Source organism: Vibrio sp. SBT000027 (assembly GCF_963894355.1).
Lineage (GTDB): Bacteria > Pseudomonadota > Gammaproteobacteria > Enterobacterales > Vibrionaceae > Vibrio > Vibrio splendidus.
Genome location: NZ_CAWQGD010000004.1, coordinates 2,207,962 through 2,232,803 on the forward strand (window position 1 = coordinate 2,207,962; position 24,842 = coordinate 2,232,803).

Below are 24,842 nucleotides of genomic sequence, written 5' to 3' on the forward strand. Positions count from 1 at the left end.
ACACCCTATAAAAAATAAAGGTTTATCGGTCATGACTACTAAAAAACACATGAGCGAAGTTCCTATGATTCAAAGGGTAGCTGCTTATCTTGCAATTCTAGTTGGCTACTTTTTCTATTGTTATAACTTTGTAATTATTGACTACGTACGCCCATACATCGTTGATGCGTATGATGGTATTAACTTGGCGGATACCGCTCAGTTCTATACATGGCAGTCGGTTGGTGCACTTATTGGTGCTCTGAGCTGTGCATGGGTGGCATCAAACTTTGGTAAGAAATCGACTCTTATTGTCATCACTGCACTGAACGGTGGCGCAACCATCATCAACATGATGTTTACTGACTACGCGATGTGGGCAGCAATGCGTTTCATCATCGGTATTTCTTTAGGTGGCTACTTCACCGTAGCAGTAAGCCTAATGATCGGCCTCTTCACACCAAGCGTTCGCGGTAAGTTAACCGCATTCGCTTCGTCTATGTTCTCGGTTGCTCTAATGGCAATGGGTGCGTACGCGGCGTTCATTTCTAGCGTTGATGCACCTTGGCAGAGCCTAATGTGGGTGGGTGGTATTCCTCCTCTAGTTGCTGCAGCACTGATGATCTTCATCCTACCTAGCGACAAGAAAGTGATCGCTTACGGTGAAGAAGATCAAGCCGCAGCTGAAGCATCGAATAAACCAGCGAAGAAAGGTTCTTGGGGTGAAATGCTAAGCGCGCCTTACCGCAAGTTAACCATTACTTGTCTACTACTGGCTGGCCTTAACTTCTATGGCTACCAATTCTTCTCTGGCTTCGTGACAACGTACCTGAAAGAAGTTCGCCAATTTGACGGTTCAACTATCGGCATCATCTTCTCTATCTCAGCATTCGGTTCTCTATTCGGTGCTTGGGTATGGGGTGCAATCGCCGACAAATACGGCCGTAAAGTGAACGCGTTTGGTTTCATCCTTGCGGGTGTCATGGCTTCAGTATTCTTCGTAGCACCAAGCGACGTGATGATCGGCAGCCTAAACATGCTGGCTATCCTAGGTCTTATCTACAACTTCGGTCTGTCTGCTTCTGCGGTATGGGGTGGCTACTTCTCTGAGTTGTTCCCAGCTCACCTACGTAGCTTCGGTGCAGCTCTGTTCCACGGTGGTCGTATCATCGGCATGTGGGCACCAATGGTGTTGGTATTCATCCAAGAGCGCAGCGACCTTGCGACAGCAATGTGGGGCTCACCAATCGTATGGATTCTAGCTGGTCTACTGTGGCTATCTCTACCCGAAACATTGAAAGGCGGCATTTTCGACAAGAGCAAAAAAGCGGAAACAGCAAAAGCTTAATCCCCTTTAGTTGAAGACTTCTAAAAGTTGAAGACCTCTAAAAGTTGAAAACCTCTAAAGACACGAAATAAACATCAATCCGGCTGAGAAAGTCAGCCGGTAACAAAATCCAAATCGAGTCCTGTTCCGAATGTTGGCTCGACAACAAAAAAGAGAATTTACTATGTCTAAATATCAAGAAGCTAAACGCATTGTTCGCGATTACTTTGACGCTATCGAAAACGCAACACACGAGAACGTTGCTGAAGTTTTAAAAGCGCACACGTCTGAAGATTACTTATGGCGCGGTGTTTACCCATTCCGCGAGCAAGAAGGCGCACAAGCAGCGGCTGACGTATTCTGGGCGCCAATGATGAAGTCAATGACTCGCATGCAGCGTCGTCAAGATATCTTCATCGGTGGTAACAACGAAGTTAACCCAGATGAGATTTGGGTAATGAGCATGGGTCACTTCATGGGTCTATTCGACGCTGAATACCTAGGCATGCGCCCTACTGGCAAGATCATGAACGTTCGCTACGCAGAGTTTAACTGTGTGGTTGACGGCAAAATCACTAAGACAGGCCTGTTCCTAGACCTTCTAGGCATGATGGATCAAGCGGGTTGCTACCCACTTCCACCATCAACTGGTAAGCACTTCGTATACCCTGGCCCACGTAACCACGATGGTCTGTTGTTTGAGGATGCGGCTCCAGAAGAAGGCGTTGCAACGCTTGCTCTAGTAAACAAAATGGTTGATGACCTGTCTGCTCTTAACGACAGCGGCGCGATGGGTTGCCCACCAGAAGTACTAGCGAAGAGCTGGTCAAAAGACATGATTTGGTACGGCCCATGTGGTATCGGCGCGTCTTACACTATTCCTCGCTACCAACAGCAACACCAACTTCCTTTCCGTAACAACCTGAAAGACAAGAAGTTCAACGGTCACGTTTGTCGTTTCGCTGAAGGTAACTTCTCTTGTTTCTTCGGTTGGCCAAACCTATCAAACACACCAACAGGTGGCTTCCTAGGTATGACTGGCGGCGAAGTGCGTGCAAACATGCAAGTGGTTGACGTGTACTACCGTGACGGCGACAAACTGTCTGAGAACTGGGTTCTTATCGACCTTCCTTACTGGCTACAACAGCAAGGTCTGGACGTGTTCGAACGTACTTCATCTATCATGAACCCTACGCTGTAACCATGTTCTATTGTCTACCTAGTCCTTACCTACGCTAGGCAGGCATGACTGCCGAGGGCTCCTTCTCGCCCTCGGCAACTTGCTCCACCCAAGATAACCAACTTGTGCCTCACGGATGGGCACACCCTGCCAAACCATTACCGATATAACGGGCTTGAAAGCACGGTGGCTTTCTGCGGCCTGAATAAAGAGAACAACAATGAACAAGTCGATACTTTCTGCAGTGATCCTGACGGCACTTACATCAGGTTCAGCTTTTGCTGCACACACTTTTACCAATGACGCGGGCGATAGCCTTACTTTAGACGGTCGTTTCGACGTTCGTTACCAGGACAAAGGTGGCGATCATAATGGCGAATGGAACAGCGGTAGTTCTCGTTTCGGCCTTAAAGGTCAAATGGGACTAGACAACGATTGGACTGGCTTTGGCCATGCCGAATGGGGTTATAACTCGGGCGCTAACGGCGATAACATTTACGACCGACTTTTATACGCAGGCGTAGAGCACGAGAAATACGGCAAGATCGCAGCAGGCACTAAGCAGTGGTCTACCTTCTACGATGTGGCTTGGTTTACCGATATGGGTCGTGTGTTTGGTTCACGTGGTTCTGGTTACTACAACCTATCTGACTGGGGTATTTCATCAGGCACAGGCCGTGCTGAAAACTCGATAACTTACCGCAACAACATTAACGACAACTGGAAATACGGCTTCACTTACCAAACAACTCGTGAAGATGTCGCTGTATCAACAAGATTCAACCAAACGAATTCAGATACTGTTACGCTGAAAAACGGTATCGGTGCTTCAACGCTGTACACCGTTATGGATGGCCTAACGATTGGTTTAGCGTACCATCAGAATGAGTTTGATGATGTGGATAGCACAGTTCAAAACATCAAAGATGGCGACACACAACGCATAGGTTTATTAGGTGTGAACTACACTAATGATGGACTATTTGTTGGTTTCACCTATAGCCAAGGTTCAAACTGGGAGACCACCAGCCAATCTGAATTCTACGACCACCGTGGTGCTGAATTCTTCACCTACTACCACTTTGAAAATGGTCTACGTCCAACCTTTAACGTTAACTACTTAACGGACACAGACGACAACGCAAATGGCTATGAGCGTCAGCTGATTATCCCTGGCCTTGAGTACCACTTTAAGAAGAACAAGTTCTTAGTATGGACGGAGTACCAATTCGACAACGGTAAAGATTCATACAATGGTGTGAAATACGAAAACAACGATGATCAGTTCGCTGCCGGTATTCGTTACTACTTCTAACGATGTAGCGGTATGTAATTCATTTTTGAGTAAATTCGTAACCTAAAGCTCTGCTTCTAAGCAGAGCTTTTTAGTCACTATTTATTTAAAGCTACATTTTTGTAACGACATTTGTAGCGACACAGTTAATGGGTTGTACCCAACATAGAATTCAAAATAACCATTATTCCTTATTTTTCATATCATTCCTTGGCATTACTTTATGAGTACGTACCTAATCATGTTACTCTGTGCGCAGTCAATTTGGTTCAAAAGTATGGTCTATGAACTCTCCAAAACACTCCACGGCGTCAAAGCCAACCGTCACCTCTAAAGATGTCGCTAAGCTTGCTGGCGTTTCTCAATCAACTGTATCTCGCGTATTTGTACCAGGCAGTTCAGTGTCTGAAAAGACCAAGCAGAAAGTGTTCGATGCAGCAAAATCGTTGAATTATCGTCCCAATGCCTTTGCCCGCAGTCTGACGACAAATGAATCCAAATTGATTGGCTTAGTTTTCCCAGATGCCGACTACCCTATTCACATGAAAACACTGCAGCTTATCTCTACTGAGCTACAAAAACAGGGGTACTCTGCGGTATTGATTCCTTGGCAAGTTGATGGAAACGATAACCACTCTATTCCTAATATCTTCCAATACCGAGTTGATGGCGTGATTGCCGCTTCTGCGACCTTTAATAAGTCGCTTTATGAAGAGTGTGAAGAGTTCGACATCCCTATCGTTCAGTTCGCGCGTGTTGTTGAAGGGACTAAGAGTAGCCATGTGGTGAGCGACAACTACGCTGCAGGTCAATTTGCTGCTCAGCACTTTCATAAACTTGGTATCAAGTCAGCTACTTACCTCACAGGTAACGTCCCGACATTTACCAATGGCGAGCGCCAAGTGGGTTTCTGCACAGAATTTGAAGACTTAACTGGCAAACAGGCTCGCGTGATTGAAGCTGACTACGATTACCTTGATTCACTCGAGATCATCAGAGCCATGTTCAAAGAAGCTTCTCACCCTGAAGCCATATTTTGTGCGACGGACAATCTCGCTATGGCAGTGATGGACGTGGCTCGTTTAGAGTTCGGGCTCCGTATCCCAGAAGATCTACAAGTGATTGGGTTTGATGACATCCCACAAACTCAGTGGCTGAACTACCAATTGACCACTTTCAAGCAGGATTTCCGACGCCTTGCACGTGAGTCCGTGAAAATTGTCGTTAGCCAGATTCAAGAGCAAGACACCAGCTTAGTGAAATTAATGGTGCCGGTTCAATTTGTAGAACGTAACACTACGTTGAAAGCAAAATAGCGTTTTCTTCAGCTTTTTTGCATGATTAAAACAAGCTTTTAAACAACCAAAATACAAAAATCCCGTTGGCGACGATTAGAGTCTCCAACGGGATTTTGTATTTCTACTCAGCCTTTTCTGCCCCAACTACTTGAGACAAGTGCGTATTAGTTACCCACACCACCTGTTTTCTCAGCTGGTAAATCTGGTGTCACTGGGGGCCACTCTTGGAAGGTCGCTAGATGTTGTTGTACAGCAGCTTGAGCAGGACCAAATGCCCACATTTTCTGCCCCATCCATTTCAAGTACATGCCCGACTCTTCTGCCGCTCGCTCGTATGGGTCACGACGTAAGTTAAAGAGTAACGGTGCGTTTAGCTCCTCTTTCGGACCACTCCAGCCATGGTTTTGGACCACAAAGTGCGCCTTCCAATCACCAATACGAACCGCTTGTAGCTTGTCTCGTTCGTAGTAGTAGATCTCTTTACGATTAGACTCGCCTTTCTCTGTCAGCATGTCCACTTGGTTGTAACCATCAAGGTGCGCTTTAAAGCCATCGTGACCTTTCAGCATTTTTTCTTTAAGATCCGCTGGACCACCAGCCGCAGCAACCAGAGTGGGTAACCAGTCCATACCATCAAAGATGCCATTGCCTACAGTACCTGCAGGTATTTTACCCGGCCAGCTCACAAGTGCAGGAGCGCGAACGCCGCCTTCCCAAGTTGTGCCTTTTTCGCCATGGAATGGTGTCATACCACCATCTGGCCACGTCATGATCTCAGGACCATTATCCGCAGTGAAAATGATGATGGTGTTATCGGCAATACCGAGTTCTTCCATTTTGGCCATCATTTCACCAACATGGTCATCAAGATCTTTCATGACCACTTCTTGAAGTCCCCAACCGTTTTGGCCAAGCATAGCTTCGTATTCAGGTGACAGGTGCGTCCAAACGTGACCACGTGATGGACAGTACCAAGTGAAGAATGGCTTATCCGCTTCAACCGCCCTTTCGATGAAGTTGATCGCGTGTTTATTAACTTCATCGTCGAGTGTACGCATACGCTCAATCGACAATGCACCATCATCTTCGATCGTTTGACCGCCTTTGCCATCTGATCTTGCGTAAATGACATTACGAGGTGCAAATGCATCCAAAGATCCATCTTTTGGCCAATCTGGATCTTCCGTGTATTCCATTGCATTCAAGTGATACAACCAACCCCAATACTCATCAAAACCGTGCATTGTCGGTAGGAATTCATCTCGATCACCAAGGTGGTTTTTACCAAACTGCCCCGTGACATAACCCATGGTTTTAAGAACCTCAGGAAGCGTTGGCGTGTCGGCACTTAAACCAACTGGGCCACCCGGTAACCCAACAGAGTGCATGCCTGTTCGAACAGGAAGTTGACCCGTTAAGAATGCGGAACGACCCGCCGTACAAGACGGTTGAGCGTAATAATCGGTCAGCAACATACCCTTTTCAGCAATACTATCGATGTTCGGTGTTTCGCTGCTCATCACACCATTGTGATAAGCACTCAGGTTTGAGATCCCAATATCATCCGTGAAGATAACAAAAATATTCGGTTGCTCTTGTGCTGACCATGCTGATAGCGAAAAGCTACTCAACACACTCAGAGTAACAAGGTGAAAAATCCTTTTCATAGAATGTCCTTATACTGTTTCAGATTGTTCTTTATGAATCATTTTTATTCCTACCAAACCAAAGCCAAGCTCCAATAGTAGATAGACGACAAGTAGCCAGTGAGGCATGCCATCTATCACCAAGCTAATGACTCGGCCGGCAGCCAAACCCAACATGAAGACCACCAAACTGTAAAGTGCTGGCAATCGATATTTCTTTAATAACGCTCCTGCTATCCAAAACAAAGCCAATGCTAAGTACAACCCCATCACTGCACGAAAGATATGTGTGACATTGATAGGGCTAGCATCGATTCCGAAAAGGTAATCCAGAGAAATAGCTGGTGCATACCCGTAAGACAATGCAATAGGCGTTAATCCCAAAACCGCGACGAACAAAAAAATACTTTGTAACTTCATATCCTCACTCTTTAAATTTGGCTCTTTTTAAAAAACATAGTCTACAATCAGCAATATACAAGTTGCATATATGAAAAATGGATAATGAATACATACATTTATAGTATGTGTTCTTCAAACTGGATAAGGATATCAATATGGCTAAATGGCATTACCTACTCGCATCAGCATTGGTCGCTAGCTCAACCGTAAATGCGCAACAGGCCGACTCACAAACAGACACCAAAAAATGGCAACACAGCATTGAAATTTACGCACTGGCGCTGAATATTCGTGGCGATACCACCATTGGTAATTTGTCCAGTGATGTTGATGTTGACCCAGCGTTCATCGTGGATCATTTGGATATGGGAGCGATGCTTCGACTAGAGGGGGTCTATAACAATCAGTGGGGTTATTACGTTGACTACAGCTACATGAAACTGAGCGGAAAGTCAGATTCAATCATCGGCAACACAGGTATTCTTAATGGCAAGCTTGAGATCAGACAAGGCGTTTTAGAAGCAAAAGGCTTTAAACGCTACCAATACGACATTGGTACCATTGATTATATGGTTGGATTACGTTGGTGGGATAACGATATTGATTCCAAACTCTACACAAACAGCGGGACAACCCTGAATTCAAGATCTTTAGAAGAAGATTGGATTGATTATCTGATAGGCGTTCGTTGGACCAAGGAACTCAACAAAAATTGGACTGTGCACACGAGCTTAGATATGGGCTTAGGAAGCGATACCGACTTTACCTCATCCCTGTTAACTGGCGCTCGATACCAGATAAACAGTTGGTCTGACTTAAATATCGCATACAAATCCACTTGGGTTGATTACGAAAACAAAGGTACCTTTGAATACGATACCGCATCGCAAGGGTTCCTGGTTGGTTGGGCTGCTCACTTTTAATTAGAGAGTCAGGATATTAGAAATTTAGGTAAGCCAGATTCATGGCTTACCTTTCAAACGAAGTCTACCTTTCACGAAAAGCTGCTGGTGACTTACCTATGGATTCACAGGGTGTGGCACAATACATTCTTTCTTCATGATAGTTAAGCCAGCTTCGAGAGTTTCTGTCCAAGCTTGTTCAACGCTTTCATCATAGTGAGGATCGTATTTTTTAACCGTATTGAGTAACGAATTAAACCACTCGTTGAGCTCAATCTCGGAAATATCCAGTCCTAAGTCTTTATGCCTTTTACCCAATTTCTTTACTGAGTTACGCACGCTCGGTAGACCAGCAGAGTTATAGATAAGAATGATCGAGGCTTTAAGCATCTTGGTTTGCTGCTCTAACCCTATCTTTTCAAAACGTTCTGAAAACCTTGGATTATGCTCGCAAAAATCCGCCAGAAAGCTCTCCAAAAATTCTTGGTCAATCCGGCAGCGCTCAAAGCTTTCATAAAACAGTTCGTTCGGTTTCATCTAGCAAGTCCTTTGCAATAGTCAGCAGGTTTTTAAAATAACAGGTTAGTTCAGAGCAGCGATAAACTAACTCCGAACTATCAACACACTCTAATTATACGCCACTGTGGCATATTTTGAACGATGACATAAGACGAACTGTGGCATAACGTAAACTATGACATAAAGCGAACTATGGCATAAAGTGAGTTGCACAGATCTTGTTTCCATCAGGATCTCGCAAATAAGCCATGTACAAGCGGCGCTCATCAGAACCTCTCGCTCCGGGGCCATTTTCAATGCTGGTACCGCCATTTTCGACGCCAACTCGATGCCAGTCATCTACAACTTCAGGAGAAGACGCAAGAAAACCCACCGTCATGCCGTTGCCGTGAGTCGCAGGCTGACCATCAATCGGCTTCGTTAAGCCCAACACACCCGTTTGGCTAACGTAAACACAGCGCCCTTTAGGGTCAACAGAACCTTCGCTATAACCAAGCACTTTCATGATTGGGTCATAAAAAGCCTTCGCGCGTTCAATATCTTCGGTACCGAGAAAAACATGGCTGAACATAACTAACCTCTTCTTTTATTGAAAGAGCCACCTAAACTAGACCTATAATTCGTGTTTGTCTAGGCACGCTATTCGGTCACAACTGTTGCTTAACCCATTGAGCAAACACCTGAAACTTAGTTCGCTGCTCCATGCCTTTCGGACACACTAAATCATACCCTTTGCCCGATTCAATGCTCATAAGAGGCGCGACCAACAAGCCTTGTTCAATCTGCGGAGTCATAAACTCTAACCGCCCTAATGCCAGCCCCATCGATAATATCGCCGCATCCATCGCCAAGCGGTTATCGCTGTAATAGTCACACTGAAGCGCGCAGTTGGTATCACTTTGAGCTTCATACAACCAACGCTGCCACGCTGTGATATCGCCACTGTGGATGAAACGAACGTCATCTAAGTGTTGTATGCCTTGTTCTAATTTGAAGCGTTTCGCGTATTCAGGGCTACACACAGGAGTTCTTACTCCACTGAATAATCGCTCGCTGTAATGGTTTGGGTAATGGCCTTCGCTATAGAAAATTGCCACGTCATAAGGTTCAAACTGGAAGTCTGCCTGGCTCTGTTTGGTTTGCAGTTTGATGCTTAGATTCGGATACAAGCGTCTGAATTCCGGCAAACGCGGCATTAACCACGAGGAAGCGAAATAAGGCGATGTCGCGATATATAACTCCCCGCTTAGCTCACCCGTTTGAATATCCATGAGTTCGGAAAAGATAGACTCAAACGAGACGTTCAACATGGATAACACGCGCTGACCTTCTGGCGTCAGTTCGAGCTTTCTTGTCTTGCGCACAAACAGGTTGAACTTCAATTGTTGTTCGAGTTTTTTGATGCGATGGCTGACCCCTCCCTGAGTTAAGAAGAGCTCATCGGCGGCAAGTGTAAAACTTAAATGTTTAGCCGCAACACTAAAGGTGTGTAGCAGTGACAACGTTTGTTGGCGATTTTCGAACAACCCCATGCATTAACTCCACTAATTCATAAGTCGTCATAACTGGTTTGTCGGTGTATGTGACCATCATATAAATTAAACCAAGTAATCTACAACATTAAATGGTGAACAGCATGCAACAGAATCAAAAACTCAAAGTAACCGTGATTGGTGGTGGCTCAAGTTACACCCCAGAGCTCGTTGAAGGGCTACTCAAGCGACATCACGAATTACCTATCTCTGATCTGTGGTTGGTCGATATCGAACAAGGCATGGAAAAAGCAGAGATAATCGCAGCGCTCACCAAGCGAATGATAAACAAAGCAGGCTGTGAGATTAATGTTCACCTCACCACAGATCGAAAATCAGCCCTGAAAGACGCTAATTTTGTCTGCTCACAATTTCGCGCAGGAAGAATGGAAGCAAGATTACGTGACGAGAGGATTGCTCTGAAGTATCGCATGATCGGCCAAGAGACCAATGGCTTGGGTGGCTTCTCTAATGCGTGCCGAACCATTCCGATTGCACTCGATATAGCGAAAGAGATGGAAGAACTGTGTCCGAATGCGTGGTTACTCAACTTCACCAACCCATCAGGCATGGTAACGGAAGCACTGATTAAGCACTCAACCATTAAAACCGTTGGTCTATGTAACGTTCCCGTCAACATGGAGCTAGGCGCAGCGAAAATGCTCGACGCAGAACGTAAAGATATCACGATGCAAATTGCCGGATTAAATCACCTAGTGTGGGCTCGTAAGGTGCTTCATAAAGGTGAAGACAAGTTGGGAGAACTCATCGAACAACTCCTTGGTGGTAACGATCAAATGATGCCAAAGAACATCCCTCCCTTTGAGTGGGACGCTGAATTGATTCGTTCTCTGAACATCGTTCCTTGTGCTTACCTACGTTACTACTACCAATCCAGAGACATCTTAGACAAAGAGTTTGCTGCGTCTGAAAACAGCACCAATCGCGCAGATTTAGTTGCCAAGGTTGAACAGCAGTTGTTAGAAATCTACAAAGATCCCATGCTCGATACCAAGCCTAAATTGTTAGAAGAACGAGGCGGTGCTTACTACTCTGAAGCGGCCTGTGAGCTGATGAGCAGTATTCACAATAACAAACGTTCTATCATGCACGTCAACACTCGCAACAATGGTGCGATTCAAGGATTACCCGATGACTGTGCGGTAGAAGTAAGTTCGGTAATCACCAGCAGTGCAATCCTGCCACTGAACGTTGAACCTTTTGATAGCGACACGCTGCGCTTGATTCAGCAGATGAAAGAGTTTGAAACCTTGACCGTTAAAGCGGCGATGACGGGTGACATCGCAACAGCAAAACGTGCCCTGATCTTAAACCCTATCGTCGATAGTGGTTCGCATATCGACGAGGCTTTGCAAGAAACCATTCGGGAGAACTTAGACTTCATGCCTGCGTTCGCTCATCGACTCGCTTAATGTGGCATTTTGTTAGCAGCTAATAAGCTCGGTGATAACAAGCTAATAAGCTCAGTGACAGCAGAACTCATTCAAGATATTGAATCCAAATGTATTAATAAGAGGTCATGATGAAATTGATACTCAACGCCGATGATTTCGGCCTCACTGAAAGCGTGAACCATGGCATCGTTGACTGCTTCAAGACGGGTTTGGTTAAGTCGACCACCATCATGATGAATCAACCGGGTACACAGCACGCGATTGAGCTCTATCATCAAGGTTTAGTCCCTGAAGTTGGCTTGCACTTTACGGTCACCGCAGGCAAACCACTGACTTCACCAGAGTTAGTTCCGAGCTTAGTCGACGAGCACGGCCACTTCTTTAGCAACGTCACCCTGTTCGATAAATCAGACGTGAATGAAGATGAGGTGATGCTCGAACTCAACGCGCAATATCAAGCCGCCCTCGATGCCGGTTTAAAGATTAACCATATCGACAGCCATCACTTTGGTGGTGTATTTAAATCTCTAAAAGCAGCGTTTACCCGCACAGTGAATCGCATTGGTCTTCCAGTTAGACGAATCGATAACATCCTAAGTGGCCAAGATGCACTGCGAGTGCCAACGCCAGACGCTTTCGATATGCGTTTCTTTGACGAAGGCGTATCGCTTAATGGCCTGCAAGATTTATTGCTGAGCTACCAAGCTATGATGCCTGACGGTGTACTTGAGTTAATGTGCCACCCTTCATCAGTGGCAAGTGAACAGCTTAAGTCCCTATCAAGCTATAGTGATAAACGCGTCGAAGAGCATCAACTTCTCACTAGCCCTGCGCTAAAACAGTGGTTGGCTGACCATCAGATTGAGTGCATTGGATTCGACGATCTCAGATAAGATACATTAATTCAGGGCTACTCAACGATCCGTTGTGCGCCCTGCCCTTGGTCATGCAGAATATCTTCAGGGTTCAACAAGTGGCATTTCTGCATACTCAAACACCCGCAACCGATACAGCCGGTTAAGTTCTCTTGTAGCGATTTAATCTGCGCCATTTTACTGTCGAGTTGCCCCTGCCACTTCTTAGCAACGCGCTCCCAATCTCGCTTAGTCGCGGTATGGTTCATCGGCAGTGTCGATAACTCTTCGGTTATCTCTTCCAGCGTGAAGCCTATCGACTGCGCGACTTGTATCAAAGCAATTCGTCTCAACATCGCCGACTGATATCGACGCTGATTTCCGTTAGTACGAATTGAAGCAATCAACCCCTTGGTTTCGTAAAAACGTAACGCCGAAGGAGCCACGCCACTGCGCTCTGCCAACTGGCCGATGCTGAGGTATACGATGTTTCTCATTGTTACACTATCCCTGAGATCATAAATATTTAAAGCTTACTTTAACTTTAGAATAGCGACCTATTGTTACCTTAACCAGTTAATTTCCTTAAACTTTGACAACGGGCGCAATGAAAAGAAACCACGCAAATAGCTGCTTTGTTTTATTGTGGTGTTCTCGCTCTCTAAATCTGACTCATGATAGATTTCAGGCTCTCTGCTATTTCAGCATTAATGATCTCACCCGTTTCTACATTAAAGTTGTCGTAGAAACTCGGCACCGACATCGAGCCCTTCACATCAGCATCAAAGTAAGGTGCAGAATTTACCGCAGACGACAACACAGAGCTTGCGCCACCTGGGCCTGGTGATGTGGAGAGCATCACAACAGGTTTGCCTTGATACACTTTCATGTCGATTCGTGATGTCCAATCAAACACATTCTTAAAGGCTGCGGTGTATGAGCCGTTGTACTCTGCAAAAGAGATGACCACAGCATCAGCTTCGCCAATCTTGCTGAAAAAGCGCTGCGCGTGTTGATGAACACCGGACTCTTTTTCTCTGTCTTCACTGTAAATGGGCATCTCGAAATCATTAAGATCGAGCACCTCTACTTGCGCGCCCTCAACTAAGCTTGCGGTGTACGCTGCCAATTGTTGGTTAATCGATGCTTTACTGTTGGTCGCGCCAATCGCTAATACTTTCATTGTTGATCCTTGTTCAGTTTTCTCACCTTTATGCACTCATGACTTCAATTACGGAGCTCAAAGTTCATAACTGAAGATTCGTAACGTCTGTTTGATAACATCAAAACCTGCACTAGGTGATAGATTGTGTTTTTAGATTGGGGATGATGATAAAACCTCAAGTTAACTTGAGGTAAAGCGATATTTTCAAAAAATAGGAAATAACTTAAAAAAACTTATAAAGCAGTTAATTACGAAAGGTTAAACATAGGTTGGCATTACACAGACAAAAATAAGCACACCCAAAATACAGTGAGTGTGCTTTATCGAAATACTATTTACTTAAGTTGATTTAGTGAACTGACACCAGAGTAAGCGACTCCAGATAGTTCGGCCATTTCGCGATTCCACGTCGCTAAATCGTGAGGGTTAAACTGATTCAAATGATCATGACCACACGCTCTCGCCATCACTTGCATCAATTCAGTCGAGGCTTCGAAAAAGTTCTTCAATTGGTTCGATGCCTTTTCTACATTTAACCGTTGGCGTAAATCGGCTTTTTGAGTCGCGATACCCGCCGGGCAATTATTGGTGTTGCACATTCGGGCAGCAACACAACCTATCGACTGCATGGCACTGTTCGAGATAGCGACACCATCTGCACCAAGCGCCATCGCTTTTACGAAGTCCATCGGAACACGAAGCCCACCAGTAATGATTAAGGTGACTCTGTCACTGACGCCTTGCTTGTCTAGATAGGCTCTGGCACGAGCAAGCGCTGGAATAGTTGGCACGCTAATATGGTCACGGAACATTTCTGGCGCCGCCCCAGTACCACCGCCTCGACCATCCAAGATGATGTAATCGGCACTGGCATCCAATGCGAACTGAATATCCTCTTCAATATGATTGGCACTCAACTTGAAGCCAATTGGGATCCCGCCCGTCACTTCTCGAACTCGGTCGGCGAACTTTTTGAAATCCTCGACGGTTTTTAGATCAACAAAGGTGGGTGGAGAAATCGCGGCTGTACCTGCTTCAATACCACGCACCTCAGCTATCTTGCCAATGTTCTTCGCCCCAGGTAGGTGACCGCCTGTTCCGGTTTTAGCACCCTGCCCGCCTTTAAAATGGAAGGCTTGGACATTTTTGAGCTTAGATTCATCGTAACCAAATTGTGCGCTGGCTAATTCATAAAAGTAACGTGAGTTCGCCGCTTGCTCTTCGGGCAACATGCCGCCCTCCCCCGAGCAAATTCCCGTTCCCGCCAGCTCCGCGCCTGTCGCTAAAGAGATTTTCGCTTCTTCAGATAACGACCCAAAACTCATATCAGAAACAAACAAGGAGATGTTCAATTTAAGCGGCTTTTTCGCTTTTGGCCCAATAATAAGCTCAGTACCGACGGGCACATTTTCCAATAACGGTTTGGTCGCCATTTGTGCAACCATCACTTGAATATCATCCCAGTGAGGTAATAGATATCTTGGAACACCCATTGAAGTCATTGGCCCATGGTGACCCACTTTGGATAAGCCATCTCGTGCTAATTGATGAATGAATTCGACCGTGGGCTCTTCTTTGGTTGCAGAAGCCGCAGGTGAGAGATCGGGCGTTGCCGCTTGGATATGAACATCAGGGCCTTCTTGGCCCACTTGCTCAGCCGTAAACTGTTTATGGGTGCCATCACAGAAAGGGAGGTTGTTCGAATACTTACAGCGGCACAGGTAAGCGTCGCCGGTTTCCTGGGCCACGAAACTCTTCGGTTTGAAGCCCGTTCCTGCATGAGAACCATCACAAAACGGTTGGTTTTTTGATTTCCCACAGGTACAGAAGTAATACTCCTCCCCTTCTGTTAGCTCGACCTTAACGGGTTTGTTATCCGCTATTACTGGATTCTTCATAGTTCGCTCACCTTTTCTTTCTTATGATTTGATGACTGAAGCGATGACTTGCTCACAAGAGTAAAGTAAAGGTGAGATACGCGGCTAATTCAATAAATGAGCCAGAGAAAACAAGCTGGATAGACAGCCTAAAAACAGAAATCTTGCTGATTCAACACAAACAAAAATGGCCACCAAATCGGCAGCCATTGTGTTTTAAATCTGAGTCTAAGCTAAACGTGAAAGGTTAATCGAATAACTCGATGACCAGCTTGTTGTCTTTAATCACTAGATTAGGTTCCGATGACTTGATCAATGACTCTTGAACCTTGTTGCTGTCCAGTTTGTAAACTGGCGACTGGGACAAAGCAAAGCCAATCATAGAAACGGCAGGCTTAAGTAGTTTGACGACCTCAGGCGAAAGCTGTTTATCTTTTTCTTCAAAGCGCTCTAAACGCAGTGATTTCAAATAAATCTCGCCACTCTCTTTGTCATATTCAGGAATCGCACTGAACTCGATATCAAGATCCAACCTCATATTCGGCACGTTAAACACCTGAACTTGTGCATTGGTATTCGCCAGAACAGACACGCGCTCGGCATCAGCTCGGCCAATTTTCACCGCTAAGTCATCGACAGCGACTTGCGCATACATAACGTTTTGTACACCCACTTCTTGCTCTAACATCACCGAATCTTGAAGGTAGTTCGTCATTTCTTGCTCAGTCACGCTGTAGCTAACACAACCACCTAATATCAGTGCAGACGCTGCCAAAATGAACTTTTTTGCTACGTTAATTATCATCAATATCAGCTCTTTATTGTTAGTGATTACCGCGGAGTTTACCTTGTGATCATCAATACACAAAACAGCAAAAACACAATATCCGTGAATACGTGTATTAATAAGTATAACTATCAGTAAGTAAAGCACCAGATTGGCTTTCCCGCTTAAAATACTGCCACTTACTTGCTCAACGTTCTTAGGTTTGTGTACTCGAATTAATTGAATTTTGCTTCTAAGCTTATGGGATATTTAGGGGGCTTACTGAAGGTTTCATCATGGATATCGAAACATGAAGAGTGAGCACAATGCCATCAAAAAGAGTATCACCTGAGCCAATAACTCGTTCTGTGATTTTGTTATGCAACACCGCATGCCTGCACCATAGTCAGTGGGTTGGAGAACTGCGTCTCCATAACTGGGAAGCTCAAGTTGCAGAAACAACCGAACAGGCCATTCACTTACTCGATACACGCAGCGAAAGCTACGCACCAATTGTGGTTTCTTGTCTAACATCATCCTCAATCGACAAACAATGTGAGCAAATATCAGCGTTAAAGGTTCACTCTCCAAATTTAAAAGCAATCGCTATCTGCAACCAACCACCAAGCCGCAACTTATCGCTCATTAAACAAACCTTTTGGGATTATTACCACCTCCCTATTGATACAGAATGGCTTTGTCGAAATTTAGGGCATGCGTATGGCATGGTAGACATCAAGCAAACTAAACCTAAGTCTGCCTCGTGCCATGAATGTCAATTGGTGGGACAATCCAGAACCATCCAGCAACTTAAAAAGAAGATAGCCAAGATCGCTAACAACGATTTTCCAGTGCTAATTCAAGGGGAAACCGGAACAGGAAAAAGCCTATGTGCGCGTTTAATACATGAGGCCTCAGCCCGCAGTCAAAAACCTTTCATCGCTGTAAATTGTGGCGCAATTCCACAATCCCTGATTCACTCAGAGTTATTTGGCTTTGAAAAAGGCTCGTTCACGGGTGCAAACAAACGCTACGTCGGACACGTGGAAAGAGCGAATGGTGGCACACTGTTTTTGGATGAGATCGGCGACCTTGAACTGTCGCTGCAAACCTACTTACTCCACTTTCTAGAAAATAACTTGATAGAGCGACTCGGCAGTAACAACCAATTGCCCGTAGATTGCCGTGTGATTTTCGCCACCAACGTCAATATCGAACAAGCCGTTGCTGCGGGTAAATTTCGAAAGGATCTCTTTCATCGCATCAATGTACTTCCATTGGACCTAGTACCACTCAATGACCACAAAGAAGACATTGAAGATTTGGTTCGATTTGAACTGAAGCACAATTACGCATCCAAAACAAAACTGCCTAGTGACACCCTTGAGCAAATGAAACAGTACCATTGGCCAGGCAATGTCAGAGAATTATTCAACTGCATAAAAAGAGCGATTGTTCTTTCTAACTCAAGCGCCCTCTCTACTCGTCATATGGGAATTCAATTAAAAGACGCGTCGCCCGATACTGAGAGTGACGCACGACTTTCTTCAAAAAATGTTCGTCGAGTGATTCAGCTACACCACTACAATATTTCCCAATCCGCTAAAGCGTTATCTATCTCTCGGACAACCTTATACAAGCTGATCAAAAAACATCAGATAGTAATTTAAGTCGCCTAACTAGCTAGCTAGCTAACTAAATAAATAACGAATAAAGCAGCCTAACGAACTAGGCTGCTTTGGAGTTTAGTTGTACTCAATTAATGAAAGTGCTTATGGCTCAGGAACAGTAAACGGACAAACATCACAGGTTGCAATGTTCGATGTTTCCATAAATGCTTCTTGCAAGAACAGCGAGTCAAACGTTGCTGTCACTTGATTAGATAGCATCCCTGCAGTCCCGGTTGGTAACACATTTGGTGCATAAGTTTTACTTACTTGTGTACACACTTGACCAATCGCATCACCAAAGTTCGGTATCCACTCTCCTTCACCTGTTTTACAAGCAAACAACTCAGGGTCGGCACTTAATGCACTACACATATTACCAGCACCACATGTGGTCACATCCTCAAGATCATCACAAGGCAAAGCAAAGTCGAGGTAATAACTGCTGTTGACTACTTCAGTAGGTAAATCAGAACGGCTCAGAGAGTCATCCTTAGAATCCACCAGCGATTCAATGGCCAATGGGATATCACCGGTATTACATATTTCAACATCATAGGTTTTCTTAAGCACAACTTGACCGCCATCAACCTCTAAGAAGCTATTACACACCTTAGAAATCTCAACCATCGGGCTCAAGTCTATTGGTGGACAATTGTAGGCCACTGGCGCTTGAGCATTCACGATAAGCCCATCAAGATCCACCGAACCATCTATGACACCGACAGCACCATTATTTACCGACAAGTAATTACCCATGAATGAGAATGACTCACCGACACTCCACACTTCATCGCCGTTACCAACCACTGGAAGCGCACCTAAGATTGGTGACTCAGATAAAAAGGCCACTTCGTAGTCACCATTGGTGCCTAACGAACCAGGGCCAGTGTTGGTAACCGTCACGGTGTAATCTATGTTGAACATACCATCAACCGTAAAGCTGGTTGTGTTACAAGTCGCCGCTATATTGATGCTACATAAACTGAATGAACCGACAACGAAGTCAGCCAAAGATGCATCAATCGAACGAGAAGCTCGTGACTCCACTAAGAAGCTACTGAAACAAGGAATATCCTCAATACCAAACTCATCATTCAACAGAGCTGACAAGTTTAATCGACCTTCCACAAAGCTTTCTGTCGGAATAGAGGTTGTTTCACCCGTTTTCGCGAGATACTCCCAACCTTGTACATTGGGTAGATCAATTGCCCCGATAGAATCATCATTTGAAATCGCACAGATCTTCTCGACACCGACAGCACCACTGCCACATCTTGCACCAACGAAGTCATTCGACTTAGGGTCACCATCAGTTTGGAAGATTCTCGTCATGTTGTCGGTGACATCGCCATTATTCAAATCCCACTGCAACACTTCTATATACGGATTACCGCCACTTGCTTGTGGGAATGAAATCAGCACAAGGATGTCTCCATTGATATGCTGTCCAACAAAGTCGCCCTTAGTTTTCCCATCCGGTAACCCTACTTGGTCTTGTAAAAACCAAAACCCAATGTACATATCACCATTGTTCGCATATCGGTCAGCACCAAAGTAAATCAGCAAGTCACCTTCGCTTTCAAAGGCAGCGGCATACGCATTGGTAAAGTCATCTTTTGGTTGTGGTGACGCGGTACGGAACGCCCAATCTGTAATGTCGGAATCATCTTTTGATCCACCCTTCCAAAAGATTTGGTCGATACCATTACGGTCTTTTTCGAAAAATTCTGCAATCCCAACCATGCTGTTAGGATCATTTACGTCATCCCAATCAATACCATTATTATCACTGGTCGCGTTACCATCAAGTTCCATCACATCAACAGTAGCCCACGCCAACTGAGGGCTACTAAACAACAAAAGCACACTAAGTAAATAATTTATAACCTTCATGTTCTCTCTCCATTTATCCATACTTATGCTTTTAGGGTTTTCTGCCATGCCCAAATTAGAGAAAATCCTTTAGCAATTCGTAGGTTCGATAGAGCATATTCCAAGCCAAGTTCAACTTGTTGAATTGATTGATGTTTATATATTGAAGGCAAACCTTTATTGAACGCTTTGTTATCCTTTGTCCATAAACCCGAGATTTGACCAAACAATCAAGGACTTGAAAAGATGAACAAAGTGTCTACGTCAGACATTTTTTTAGCTTTGATACGAGGAGAGTGATCTTTAAAAGGTACAATCACGTAGCCATTGCTAGATTATTGAATAACAAGCGATTGAATTGACGGGTGCCGACTTAACGGGTTACTGAAGGTTCAGGTCGTGAAATGATAGGCGAACAGACGATGACACAACTTACGATATTTTACGATGGGACATGCCCGTTGTGCGCAAAGGAGATGGCGGCACTTGCCAAGCATGATGTCGAGAATAAGATTCAAACCATCGATATCTACAGTGAAGCCTTTTCAGACTACCCTCAGATTGATGCCGACGCAGCCAACACCGTTTTGCATGCACTGGATGAGAATGGAAAACTGCTGCTAGGTTTAGACGTGACCTACCAAGCGTGGCGCTTAGTAGGAAAAGGTTGGCTATACGCCCCTTTACGTTGGGCGATATTCAAGCCAGTGGCCGACTGGTGTTATCTTCGGTTTGCCAAGAACCGATACAAAGCCTCTTTCTGGCTAACTGGAAAGTCACGCTGCGATGGTAACAGCTGCACAAAATAGTACTTGGTTAAGACATACCACTTGCGACTTTGTAATACACCACACCAAACAGCGCAGCAAAAACTAAAACGGTAACCGCGACTTTTAACCAAATAAACTTCATGTTTTGTCCTTTAAATTCTGTTTACTGTTTCGCGAGACAAGTTACCACAACAAAACATTCGGTTGGGTAATGATTTATAGAACTTTGTAGTGAGTCTTGATAACTAAGTGAGAACCTTTATGTCGGCAAAAGAAAGAAATCTACCTACCCATCGTATTTCAAGATTCAGTAAGTTCGCCTCGCTGGCAACAAGGGTCGCGGGTAATGTGCTGACGGAAGGCACCAAGCAAATAGCACAAGGCAACAGGCCCAAAGCAAAAGACTTACTGCTAACGCCACAAAACATTGCTCGGCTCACCGATCAACTCGCACACCTGCGCGGTGCAGCAATGAAACTGGGGCAGATGCTATCAATGGATGCAGGCGATGTCTTAGAACCTGAATTAGCCGATATTCTTTCTCGCCTGCGCTCAAACGCAGATCCTCTGCCAGCAAAACAGCTCAGCCAAGTGTTAGAAAATTCACTCGGACTGAACTGGAAGGCGGAGTTTATCTCCTTCAACTTTAATCCCATCGCCAGTGCGTCCATCGGTCAGGTTCACCAAGCGTATAGCGACTCTGGAGACAAACTTGCCATAAAAGTCCAATACCCAGGCATTCGAAAAAGCATCGACAGTGATGTGGACAACGTTGGTACATTGCTCAATATTGTTGGGTTGATACCAAAGTCAGTCGATTACAAAGGCTTGTTAGAAGAGGCGAAAAAACAACTACATGATGAAGCCGACTATGCTCGCGAGGCTGACTACGCGACTCGTTACTATCATGCGCTTAAAGAGCACTCTCACTTCGTCGTGCCTAAAATTCATACGCAAATCTCATCAGAATCGGTGATCGCCATGGACTTCATTGAGGGCATCTCGATAGAGCAAATTGAAGGTTATGATCAAAGTACTCGAGATTTTGTGATGCACAGCTTGCTCGAGCTTCTGTTCAGAGAGTTATTCGACTTCAAAATGGTGCAAACCGATCCCAACTTCGCCAACTATCTTTACGTTGAAAACACGCGACAGATTGGGCTTTTAGACTTTGGAGCAACCCGAGAATACAGCGACCGTTTCAGTGATGGTTATCGCATGGCTTTCACTTCTGTAGTTACTCATGATGAGCAGGGGTTAAACAAAGCCCTAGAGCAAATTGGATTTTTTAGCGAGACAATCCTCCCAGACCAACGCCAAGCGATTCTCAACTTAGTGAAAATGGCGTGTGAACCCATGCTTGTCGATGAAGATTACGACTTCAAAGCCAGCGGTTTAGCACAAAGGCTTCGTGAAGCAGGAACCATACTCAGCATGGAGCAAGAGTATTGGCACACACCACCAGCCGATGCCCTATTCCTCCACCGAAAGATTGGAGGCATGTACCTGCTGGCATCTCGCCTTGGAGCAAAGGTGAATATCAGGCGCTTGGTGGAGCCCTATTTGCTAAGCGACAATTGACACTTAAGCGACAGGTGATACTGGAGCGATTCTGGTCTTTAAAGTGATCATTTCTAGTCGCTGAACAGTAATAACAGTTACGCCAACTAAAATGAGTCAGACTTATGAAACATTCACTGCTGTGCTCCACCGCCCTAATCGCGAGCCTAACAAGTTCATTCGCTTTTTCAGCAAGCTGCCCAGATATACTCAACGGCAAACAAAGGCTGTTAAATTCAAACGAAGAAATTGAGCTGTGTGAAGAGTTTCAAGGCAAGACTTTATTAATCGTGAATACGGCAAGCCAATGCGGTTTCACGCCTCAGTTCGAACAACTTGAGCAGCTTCACCAAACGTATAAAGATGAAGGGTTCACGGTTGTTGGTTTCCCAAGTAATGATTTTCGCCAAGACAGAGGAAGCGAGGAGCAATCCGCTAAAATCTGCTACCTAGATTATGGTGTGACTTTTCCGATGATGGCGCGCGCTTCACTATCTGGGCCAGACGCAAACCCAGTCTTTGCCGAAATCCAACAACAAGCCGCTATCAAACCAAAATGGAATTTCTACAAGTTCTTGGTCAGCAAAGAAGGCAAAGTGATAGCAACCTTCCCGAGTTCTACATCGCCAACCAGTAGTACCCTCAAAAATGCAATAGAGCAGCAGCTATGAGGTCAGGTTACTCGGAGACAACTCAAACACGCAACACCATGGCCAAGCTGGGTTATATGGGTTTAATCCCATTTTTGTTCGGTCTACTGTTGTCACTCACCGACAGCCAATTCCTTAGCTTGAGCGGCGAAACACTCTTCATCACCTACAGCGTGGTTATTTTGAGCTTTTTGTCGGGCATCTTGTGGGGCAATGGGATAGAGAACTTCGAAAGCCAATCCAGCAACAAGGCTCTGATTCTAAGCAATGTTATTGTGTTGGCAGCGTGGCTAGCGGTGCAACTCGGTGAGCAGCAAGAGTTCCTCACCACACTGATTCTGATCTTAGGCTACATTGCGGTTTGGCGAGCGGAAAGGTCCATGAGAGAAGAGAACCAAAGTGAAGGCCCCGATGGCTATTTTGATATGCGAACCCGACTGACCTCTAGCGTGGTGTTGATGCATGGTATCGTGATGTTGACCTAAGCGCGTGATGCCTGCATCTAAATAGACACAATGAAACGGGAACTAGACGATGAGCTGCATGACCAGACGAGGCTCATCGTCACCGAAATAATTGCCCTCTTCCTTGATGGTCACGAACCCCATCGACAAGTACAGCTCACAAGCCGAGTTGTTATTTGGATCAACAGTAAGCAACAGCTTGGAATCTTGTGGCAAGGTTTCTATCGCCTGCTGCATCAATGAACGGCCAATCCCCATGCCTCGGTAAGCAGTATCAACAGCCAGTGACAAAACCCAATACTCTTGTTGTTTGTCGGTTGGCGTCATTAACACGTAGCCTGCAACCTGCGAATCCTGTTTCGCCACCAACAAGCCCTTCCCCCAGCAATCAAATGCCTGACGAAAGAAAAACAACGGATAGGCGTGATCGCCAAATAAAGCATGTTCAAGCTGGTAGATATCAGCCAGTTCTTGTTTTTCCGCACAAACAACATTCATACATCGACCTTAAATAGATTAACCATAAACTAAACAAGTAAAACGAACCCTACTGACGGCTCACTAACAAATTCGCACCAGATAAGGCAAGAAACACAGAACATGCTTTATTGAAGCGCTTGGCCATTTGAGGTTTTGAAAACCAATTTCGTAGATATAAACCAAAGGCCGCATAGATAGAAATCGCGAGCATTTCTAATACAAGAAACGTGCTTCCTAAAACAAAGAATTGAGTATTTACGTTCGCTGAAACATCGACAAATTGAGGGAGGAATGCAGTAAAAATGAGTATCGCTTTTGGATTGCCCGCCGCGAGCGCGAACTCTTGTTTAACCAGACCAAACCAATTCTTATTTCGTTCGATATCCGCGACCGGGCTGGCTTGTGAGCGCCATAGGTTGAACGCGATCCATAACAGGTACATCGCGCCAAATAGCTTAATAAGGAAAAACAAAGTTTCAGAGGTATAAAGCACGACAGCCAAGCCGGATGCAGCCAAAGCAATCATGCCAGAAAAAGCGAGGATTCGTCCCAGGCCCGCTACAAAGGCGACCTGAAACCCATAACAACGGGCGTTGTTCATTGATAACAAATTGTTTGGGCCCGGTGTCATGTTGAGCGCAAAACAAGCGGGGATGAACAGCAGTAACTTCCAGATTTCCATTGGTGCTTCCTAATTGCCAGATGCCGCGGTGATTGAATCGTTGAACGAGACTTTACCTTTTATAACAGCATTTAATATCTTTGGTAGCAACATTTGAAAGCAGTAACCATTCTCTGGCGCACCGTGCTAATTAGTTCTCAAAAAATTTCTCATATTCTGGCGTAGACAAATTTTCCGCGACGCCAATTTCACCGACAATATAGATAGCACTCGCAAGGGTTTCGATGGTTTGATTAAGCTCTCTATCAGGTACTTCACCAACAACAGGAACCGACTGACGTGCAGACGTTGATTTGCAGACCACGCTTTCACAAACGATATTGTTTTGTTCCTGTCGAGAAACTTCAGGCGGCTTGAAATCCGGTGAATTGAAGTCGGGAGCAGCAATACCCTCGGTTGAAAAATTAGAGGCGCTGTATGAGGCAGCTGAAAACAGAGAAAGGAGCAACATCCACTTATTCATATATCTTTCCATCGTTAGTATTCGTTATATTTATAAATACTATCTAATTAAAATAATTATGAACAGTGTTTTATT

25 protein-coding genes are annotated in these 24,842 nt (G+C 45.0%); 12 read left to right on the top strand and 13 right to left on the bottom strand.

Features of this window, described 5'->3' with window-relative positions:
* Positions 1 to 31: 31 nt before the first annotated feature.
* The 4 genes from AACU28_RS19660 (at position 32) to AACU28_RS19675 (ending at position 5,096) form a co-directional block, all read left to right on the top strand.
* Positions 32 to 1,327 (top strand): MFS transporter, encoded by a 1,296-nt coding sequence (locus tag AACU28_RS19660; RefSeq protein WP_017092550.1) that lies wholly within the window; start codon positions 32 to 34, stop codon positions 1,325 to 1,327.
* A gap of 163 nt (positions 1,328 to 1,490) precedes the next feature.
* Positions 1,491 to 2,507 carry a nuclear transport factor 2 family protein gene (locus tag AACU28_RS19665; protein WP_004736372.1) on the top strand — a complete coding sequence of 339 codons (1,017 nt, stop codon included), beginning with the start codon at positions 1,491 to 1,493 and terminating at the stop codon, positions 2,505 to 2,507.
* Positions 2,508 to 2,706: 199 nt separating this feature from the next.
* Positions 2,707 to 3,801 carry a porin gene (locus AACU28_RS19670; protein ID WP_017080405.1) on the top strand — a complete coding sequence of 365 codons (1,095 nt, stop codon included), beginning with the start codon at positions 2,707 to 2,709 and terminating at the stop codon, positions 3,799 to 3,801.
* Positions 3,802 to 4,064: 263 nt separating this feature from the next.
* Positions 4,065 to 5,096 (top strand): LacI family DNA-binding transcriptional regulator, encoded by a 1,032-nt coding sequence (locus AACU28_RS19675; RefSeq protein WP_050652338.1) that lies wholly within the window; start codon positions 4,065 to 4,067, stop codon positions 5,094 to 5,096.
* A 146-nt stretch (positions 5,097 to 5,242) separates the two neighbouring features.
* Here the strand turns inward: AACU28_RS19675 and AACU28_RS19680 are convergent, their stop codons facing one another.
* Together AACU28_RS19680 and AACU28_RS19685 are read right to left on the bottom strand one after the other, a co-directional pair.
* Positions 5,243 to 6,745: an arylsulfatase gene (locus tag AACU28_RS19680; protein WP_065681155.1), complete on the bottom strand. Its 1,503-nt coding sequence runs from the start codon at positions 6,743 to 6,745 to the stop codon at positions 5,243 to 5,245.
* A gap of 9 nt (positions 6,746 to 6,754) precedes the next feature.
* The gene (locus AACU28_RS19685; RefSeq protein ID WP_017087160.1) at positions 6,755 to 7,144 is read right to left on the bottom strand and encodes a DUF4345 domain-containing protein; all 390 of its coding nucleotides are present in this window, start codon (positions 7,142 to 7,144) and stop codon (positions 6,755 to 6,757) included.
* Between the two features lie 137 nt (positions 7,145 to 7,281).
* Between AACU28_RS19685 and AACU28_RS19690 the strand changes: the two genes are divergently transcribed.
* The gene (locus tag AACU28_RS19690; protein ID WP_121603472.1) at positions 7,282 to 8,049 is read left to right on the top strand and encodes a hypothetical protein; all 768 of its coding nucleotides are present in this window, start codon (positions 7,282 to 7,284) and stop codon (positions 8,047 to 8,049) included.
* A 96-nt stretch (positions 8,050 to 8,145) separates the two neighbouring features.
* Here AACU28_RS19690 and AACU28_RS19695 read toward each other — a convergent pair whose 3' ends face one another.
* The 3 genes from AACU28_RS19695 to AACU28_RS19705 all read right to left on the bottom strand — a co-directional run bounded on the left by AACU28_RS19695 (position 8,146) and on the right by AACU28_RS19705 (position 10,079).
* Positions 8,146 to 8,565: a globin gene (locus tag AACU28_RS19695; RefSeq protein ID WP_029406066.1), complete on the bottom strand. Its 420-nt coding sequence runs from the start codon at positions 8,563 to 8,565 to the stop codon at positions 8,146 to 8,148.
* A gap of 172 nt (positions 8,566 to 8,737) precedes the next feature.
* Positions 8,738 to 9,118, bottom strand: coding sequence for a VOC family protein (locus tag AACU28_RS19700; protein WP_017092556.1), 381 nt, complete (start codon positions 9,116 to 9,118; stop codon positions 8,738 to 8,740).
* A 76-nt stretch (positions 9,119 to 9,194) separates the two neighbouring features.
* On the bottom strand, positions 9,195 to 10,079 hold the full coding sequence (locus tag AACU28_RS19705; protein WP_121603473.1) for a LysR substrate-binding domain-containing protein: 885 nt from the start codon (positions 10,077 to 10,079) through the stop codon (positions 9,195 to 9,197).
* Positions 10,080 to 10,183: 104 nt separating this feature from the next.
* On the opposite strand from AACU28_RS19705, the gene AACU28_RS19710 reads away from it, so the two are divergent.
* Together AACU28_RS19710 and AACU28_RS19715 are read left to right on the top strand one after the other, a co-directional pair.
* A complete protein-coding gene (locus AACU28_RS19710; protein WP_108189054.1) occupies positions 10,184 to 11,512 on the top strand; it encodes a 6-phospho-beta-glucosidase in 1,329 nt (442 codons plus the stop codon).
* A 110-nt stretch (positions 11,513 to 11,622) separates the two neighbouring features.
* A complete protein-coding gene (locus AACU28_RS19715; RefSeq protein ID WP_121603474.1) occupies positions 11,623 to 12,387 on the top strand; it encodes a carbohydrate deacetylase in 765 nt (254 codons plus the stop codon).
* Between the two features lie 17 nt (positions 12,388 to 12,404).
* Here AACU28_RS19715 and soxR read toward each other — a convergent pair whose 3' ends face one another.
* From soxR to AACU28_RS19735, 4 genes are all read right to left on the bottom strand, one after another.
* Complete coding sequence (gene soxR, locus AACU28_RS19720) at positions 12,405 to 12,845, bottom strand: redox-sensitive transcriptional activator SoxR (protein WP_017087167.1); 441 nt, start codon at positions 12,843 to 12,845, stop codon at positions 12,405 to 12,407.
* A gap of 164 nt (positions 12,846 to 13,009) precedes the next feature.
* The gene (locus AACU28_RS19725) at positions 13,010 to 13,531 is read right to left on the bottom strand and encodes an NADPH-dependent FMN reductase (protein ID WP_102533593.1); all 522 of its coding nucleotides are present in this window, start codon (positions 13,529 to 13,531) and stop codon (positions 13,010 to 13,012) included.
* A 317-nt stretch (positions 13,532 to 13,848) separates the two neighbouring features.
* Positions 13,849 to 15,411 (bottom strand): glutamate synthase-related protein, encoded by a 1,563-nt coding sequence (locus AACU28_RS19730; protein ID WP_121603475.1) that lies wholly within the window; start codon positions 15,409 to 15,411, stop codon positions 13,849 to 13,851.
* 226 nt (positions 15,412 to 15,637) lie between these two features.
* The gene (locus AACU28_RS19735) at positions 15,638 to 16,195 is read right to left on the bottom strand and encodes a DUF1439 domain-containing protein (protein WP_121603476.1); all 558 of its coding nucleotides are present in this window, start codon (positions 16,193 to 16,195) and stop codon (positions 15,638 to 15,640) included.
* 287 nt (positions 16,196 to 16,482) lie between these two features.
* Between AACU28_RS19735 and AACU28_RS19740 the strand changes: the two genes are divergently transcribed.
* A complete protein-coding gene (locus tag AACU28_RS19740) occupies positions 16,483 to 17,826 on the top strand; it encodes a sigma-54 interaction domain-containing protein (protein ID WP_121603477.1) in 1,344 nt (447 codons plus the stop codon).
* A 102-nt stretch (positions 17,827 to 17,928) separates the two neighbouring features.
* Here the strand turns inward: AACU28_RS19740 and AACU28_RS19745 are convergent, their stop codons facing one another.
* Positions 17,929 to 19,719, bottom strand: coding sequence for a hypothetical protein (locus AACU28_RS19745; protein ID WP_121603478.1), 1,791 nt, complete (start codon positions 19,717 to 19,719; stop codon positions 17,929 to 17,931).
* A 401-nt stretch (positions 19,720 to 20,120) separates the two neighbouring features.
* Here AACU28_RS19745 and AACU28_RS19750 point away from each other — a divergent pair, with 401 nt between their 5' ends.
* The 4 genes from AACU28_RS19750 (at position 20,121) to AACU28_RS19765 (ending at position 23,163) form a co-directional block, all read left to right on the top strand.
* A complete protein-coding gene (locus tag AACU28_RS19750; RefSeq protein ID WP_121603694.1) occupies positions 20,121 to 20,507 on the top strand; it encodes a thiol-disulfide oxidoreductase DCC family protein in 387 nt (128 codons plus the stop codon).
* Between the two features lie 222 nt (positions 20,508 to 20,729).
* The gene (locus tag AACU28_RS19755; protein ID WP_121603479.1) at positions 20,730 to 22,049 is read left to right on the top strand and encodes an ABC1 kinase family protein; all 1,320 of its coding nucleotides are present in this window, start codon (positions 20,730 to 20,732) and stop codon (positions 22,047 to 22,049) included.
* A gap of 104 nt (positions 22,050 to 22,153) precedes the next feature.
* The gene (locus AACU28_RS19760) at positions 22,154 to 22,699 is read left to right on the top strand and encodes a glutathione peroxidase (RefSeq protein ID WP_121603480.1); all 546 of its coding nucleotides are present in this window, start codon (positions 22,154 to 22,156) and stop codon (positions 22,697 to 22,699) included.
* Positions 22,696 to 23,163, top strand: coding sequence for a DUF3429 domain-containing protein (locus tag AACU28_RS19765; RefSeq protein WP_121603481.1), 468 nt, complete (start codon positions 22,696 to 22,698; stop codon positions 23,161 to 23,163). The genes AACU28_RS19760 and AACU28_RS19765 overlap by 4 nt, the downstream gene beginning before the upstream one ends.
* Before the next feature lie 42 nt (positions 23,164 to 23,205).
* Here AACU28_RS19765 and AACU28_RS19770 read toward each other — a convergent pair whose 3' ends face one another.
* The 3 genes from AACU28_RS19770 to AACU28_RS19780 all read right to left on the bottom strand — a co-directional run bounded on the left by AACU28_RS19770 (position 23,206) and on the right by AACU28_RS19780 (position 24,767).
* A complete protein-coding gene (locus tag AACU28_RS19770; RefSeq protein WP_017092567.1) occupies positions 23,206 to 23,640 on the bottom strand; it encodes a GNAT family N-acetyltransferase in 435 nt (144 codons plus the stop codon).
* 49 nt (positions 23,641 to 23,689) lie between these two features.
* A complete protein-coding gene (locus AACU28_RS19775) occupies positions 23,690 to 24,304 on the bottom strand; it encodes a LysE family translocator (protein ID WP_017096045.1) in 615 nt (204 codons plus the stop codon).
* 130 nt (positions 24,305 to 24,434) lie between these two features.
* Positions 24,435 to 24,767, bottom strand: a complete 333-nt coding sequence (locus AACU28_RS19780) for a hypothetical protein (protein ID WP_183091202.1) — start codon at positions 24,765 to 24,767, stop codon at positions 24,435 to 24,437.
* Between the last annotated feature and the right edge of the window lie 75 nt (positions 24,768 to 24,842).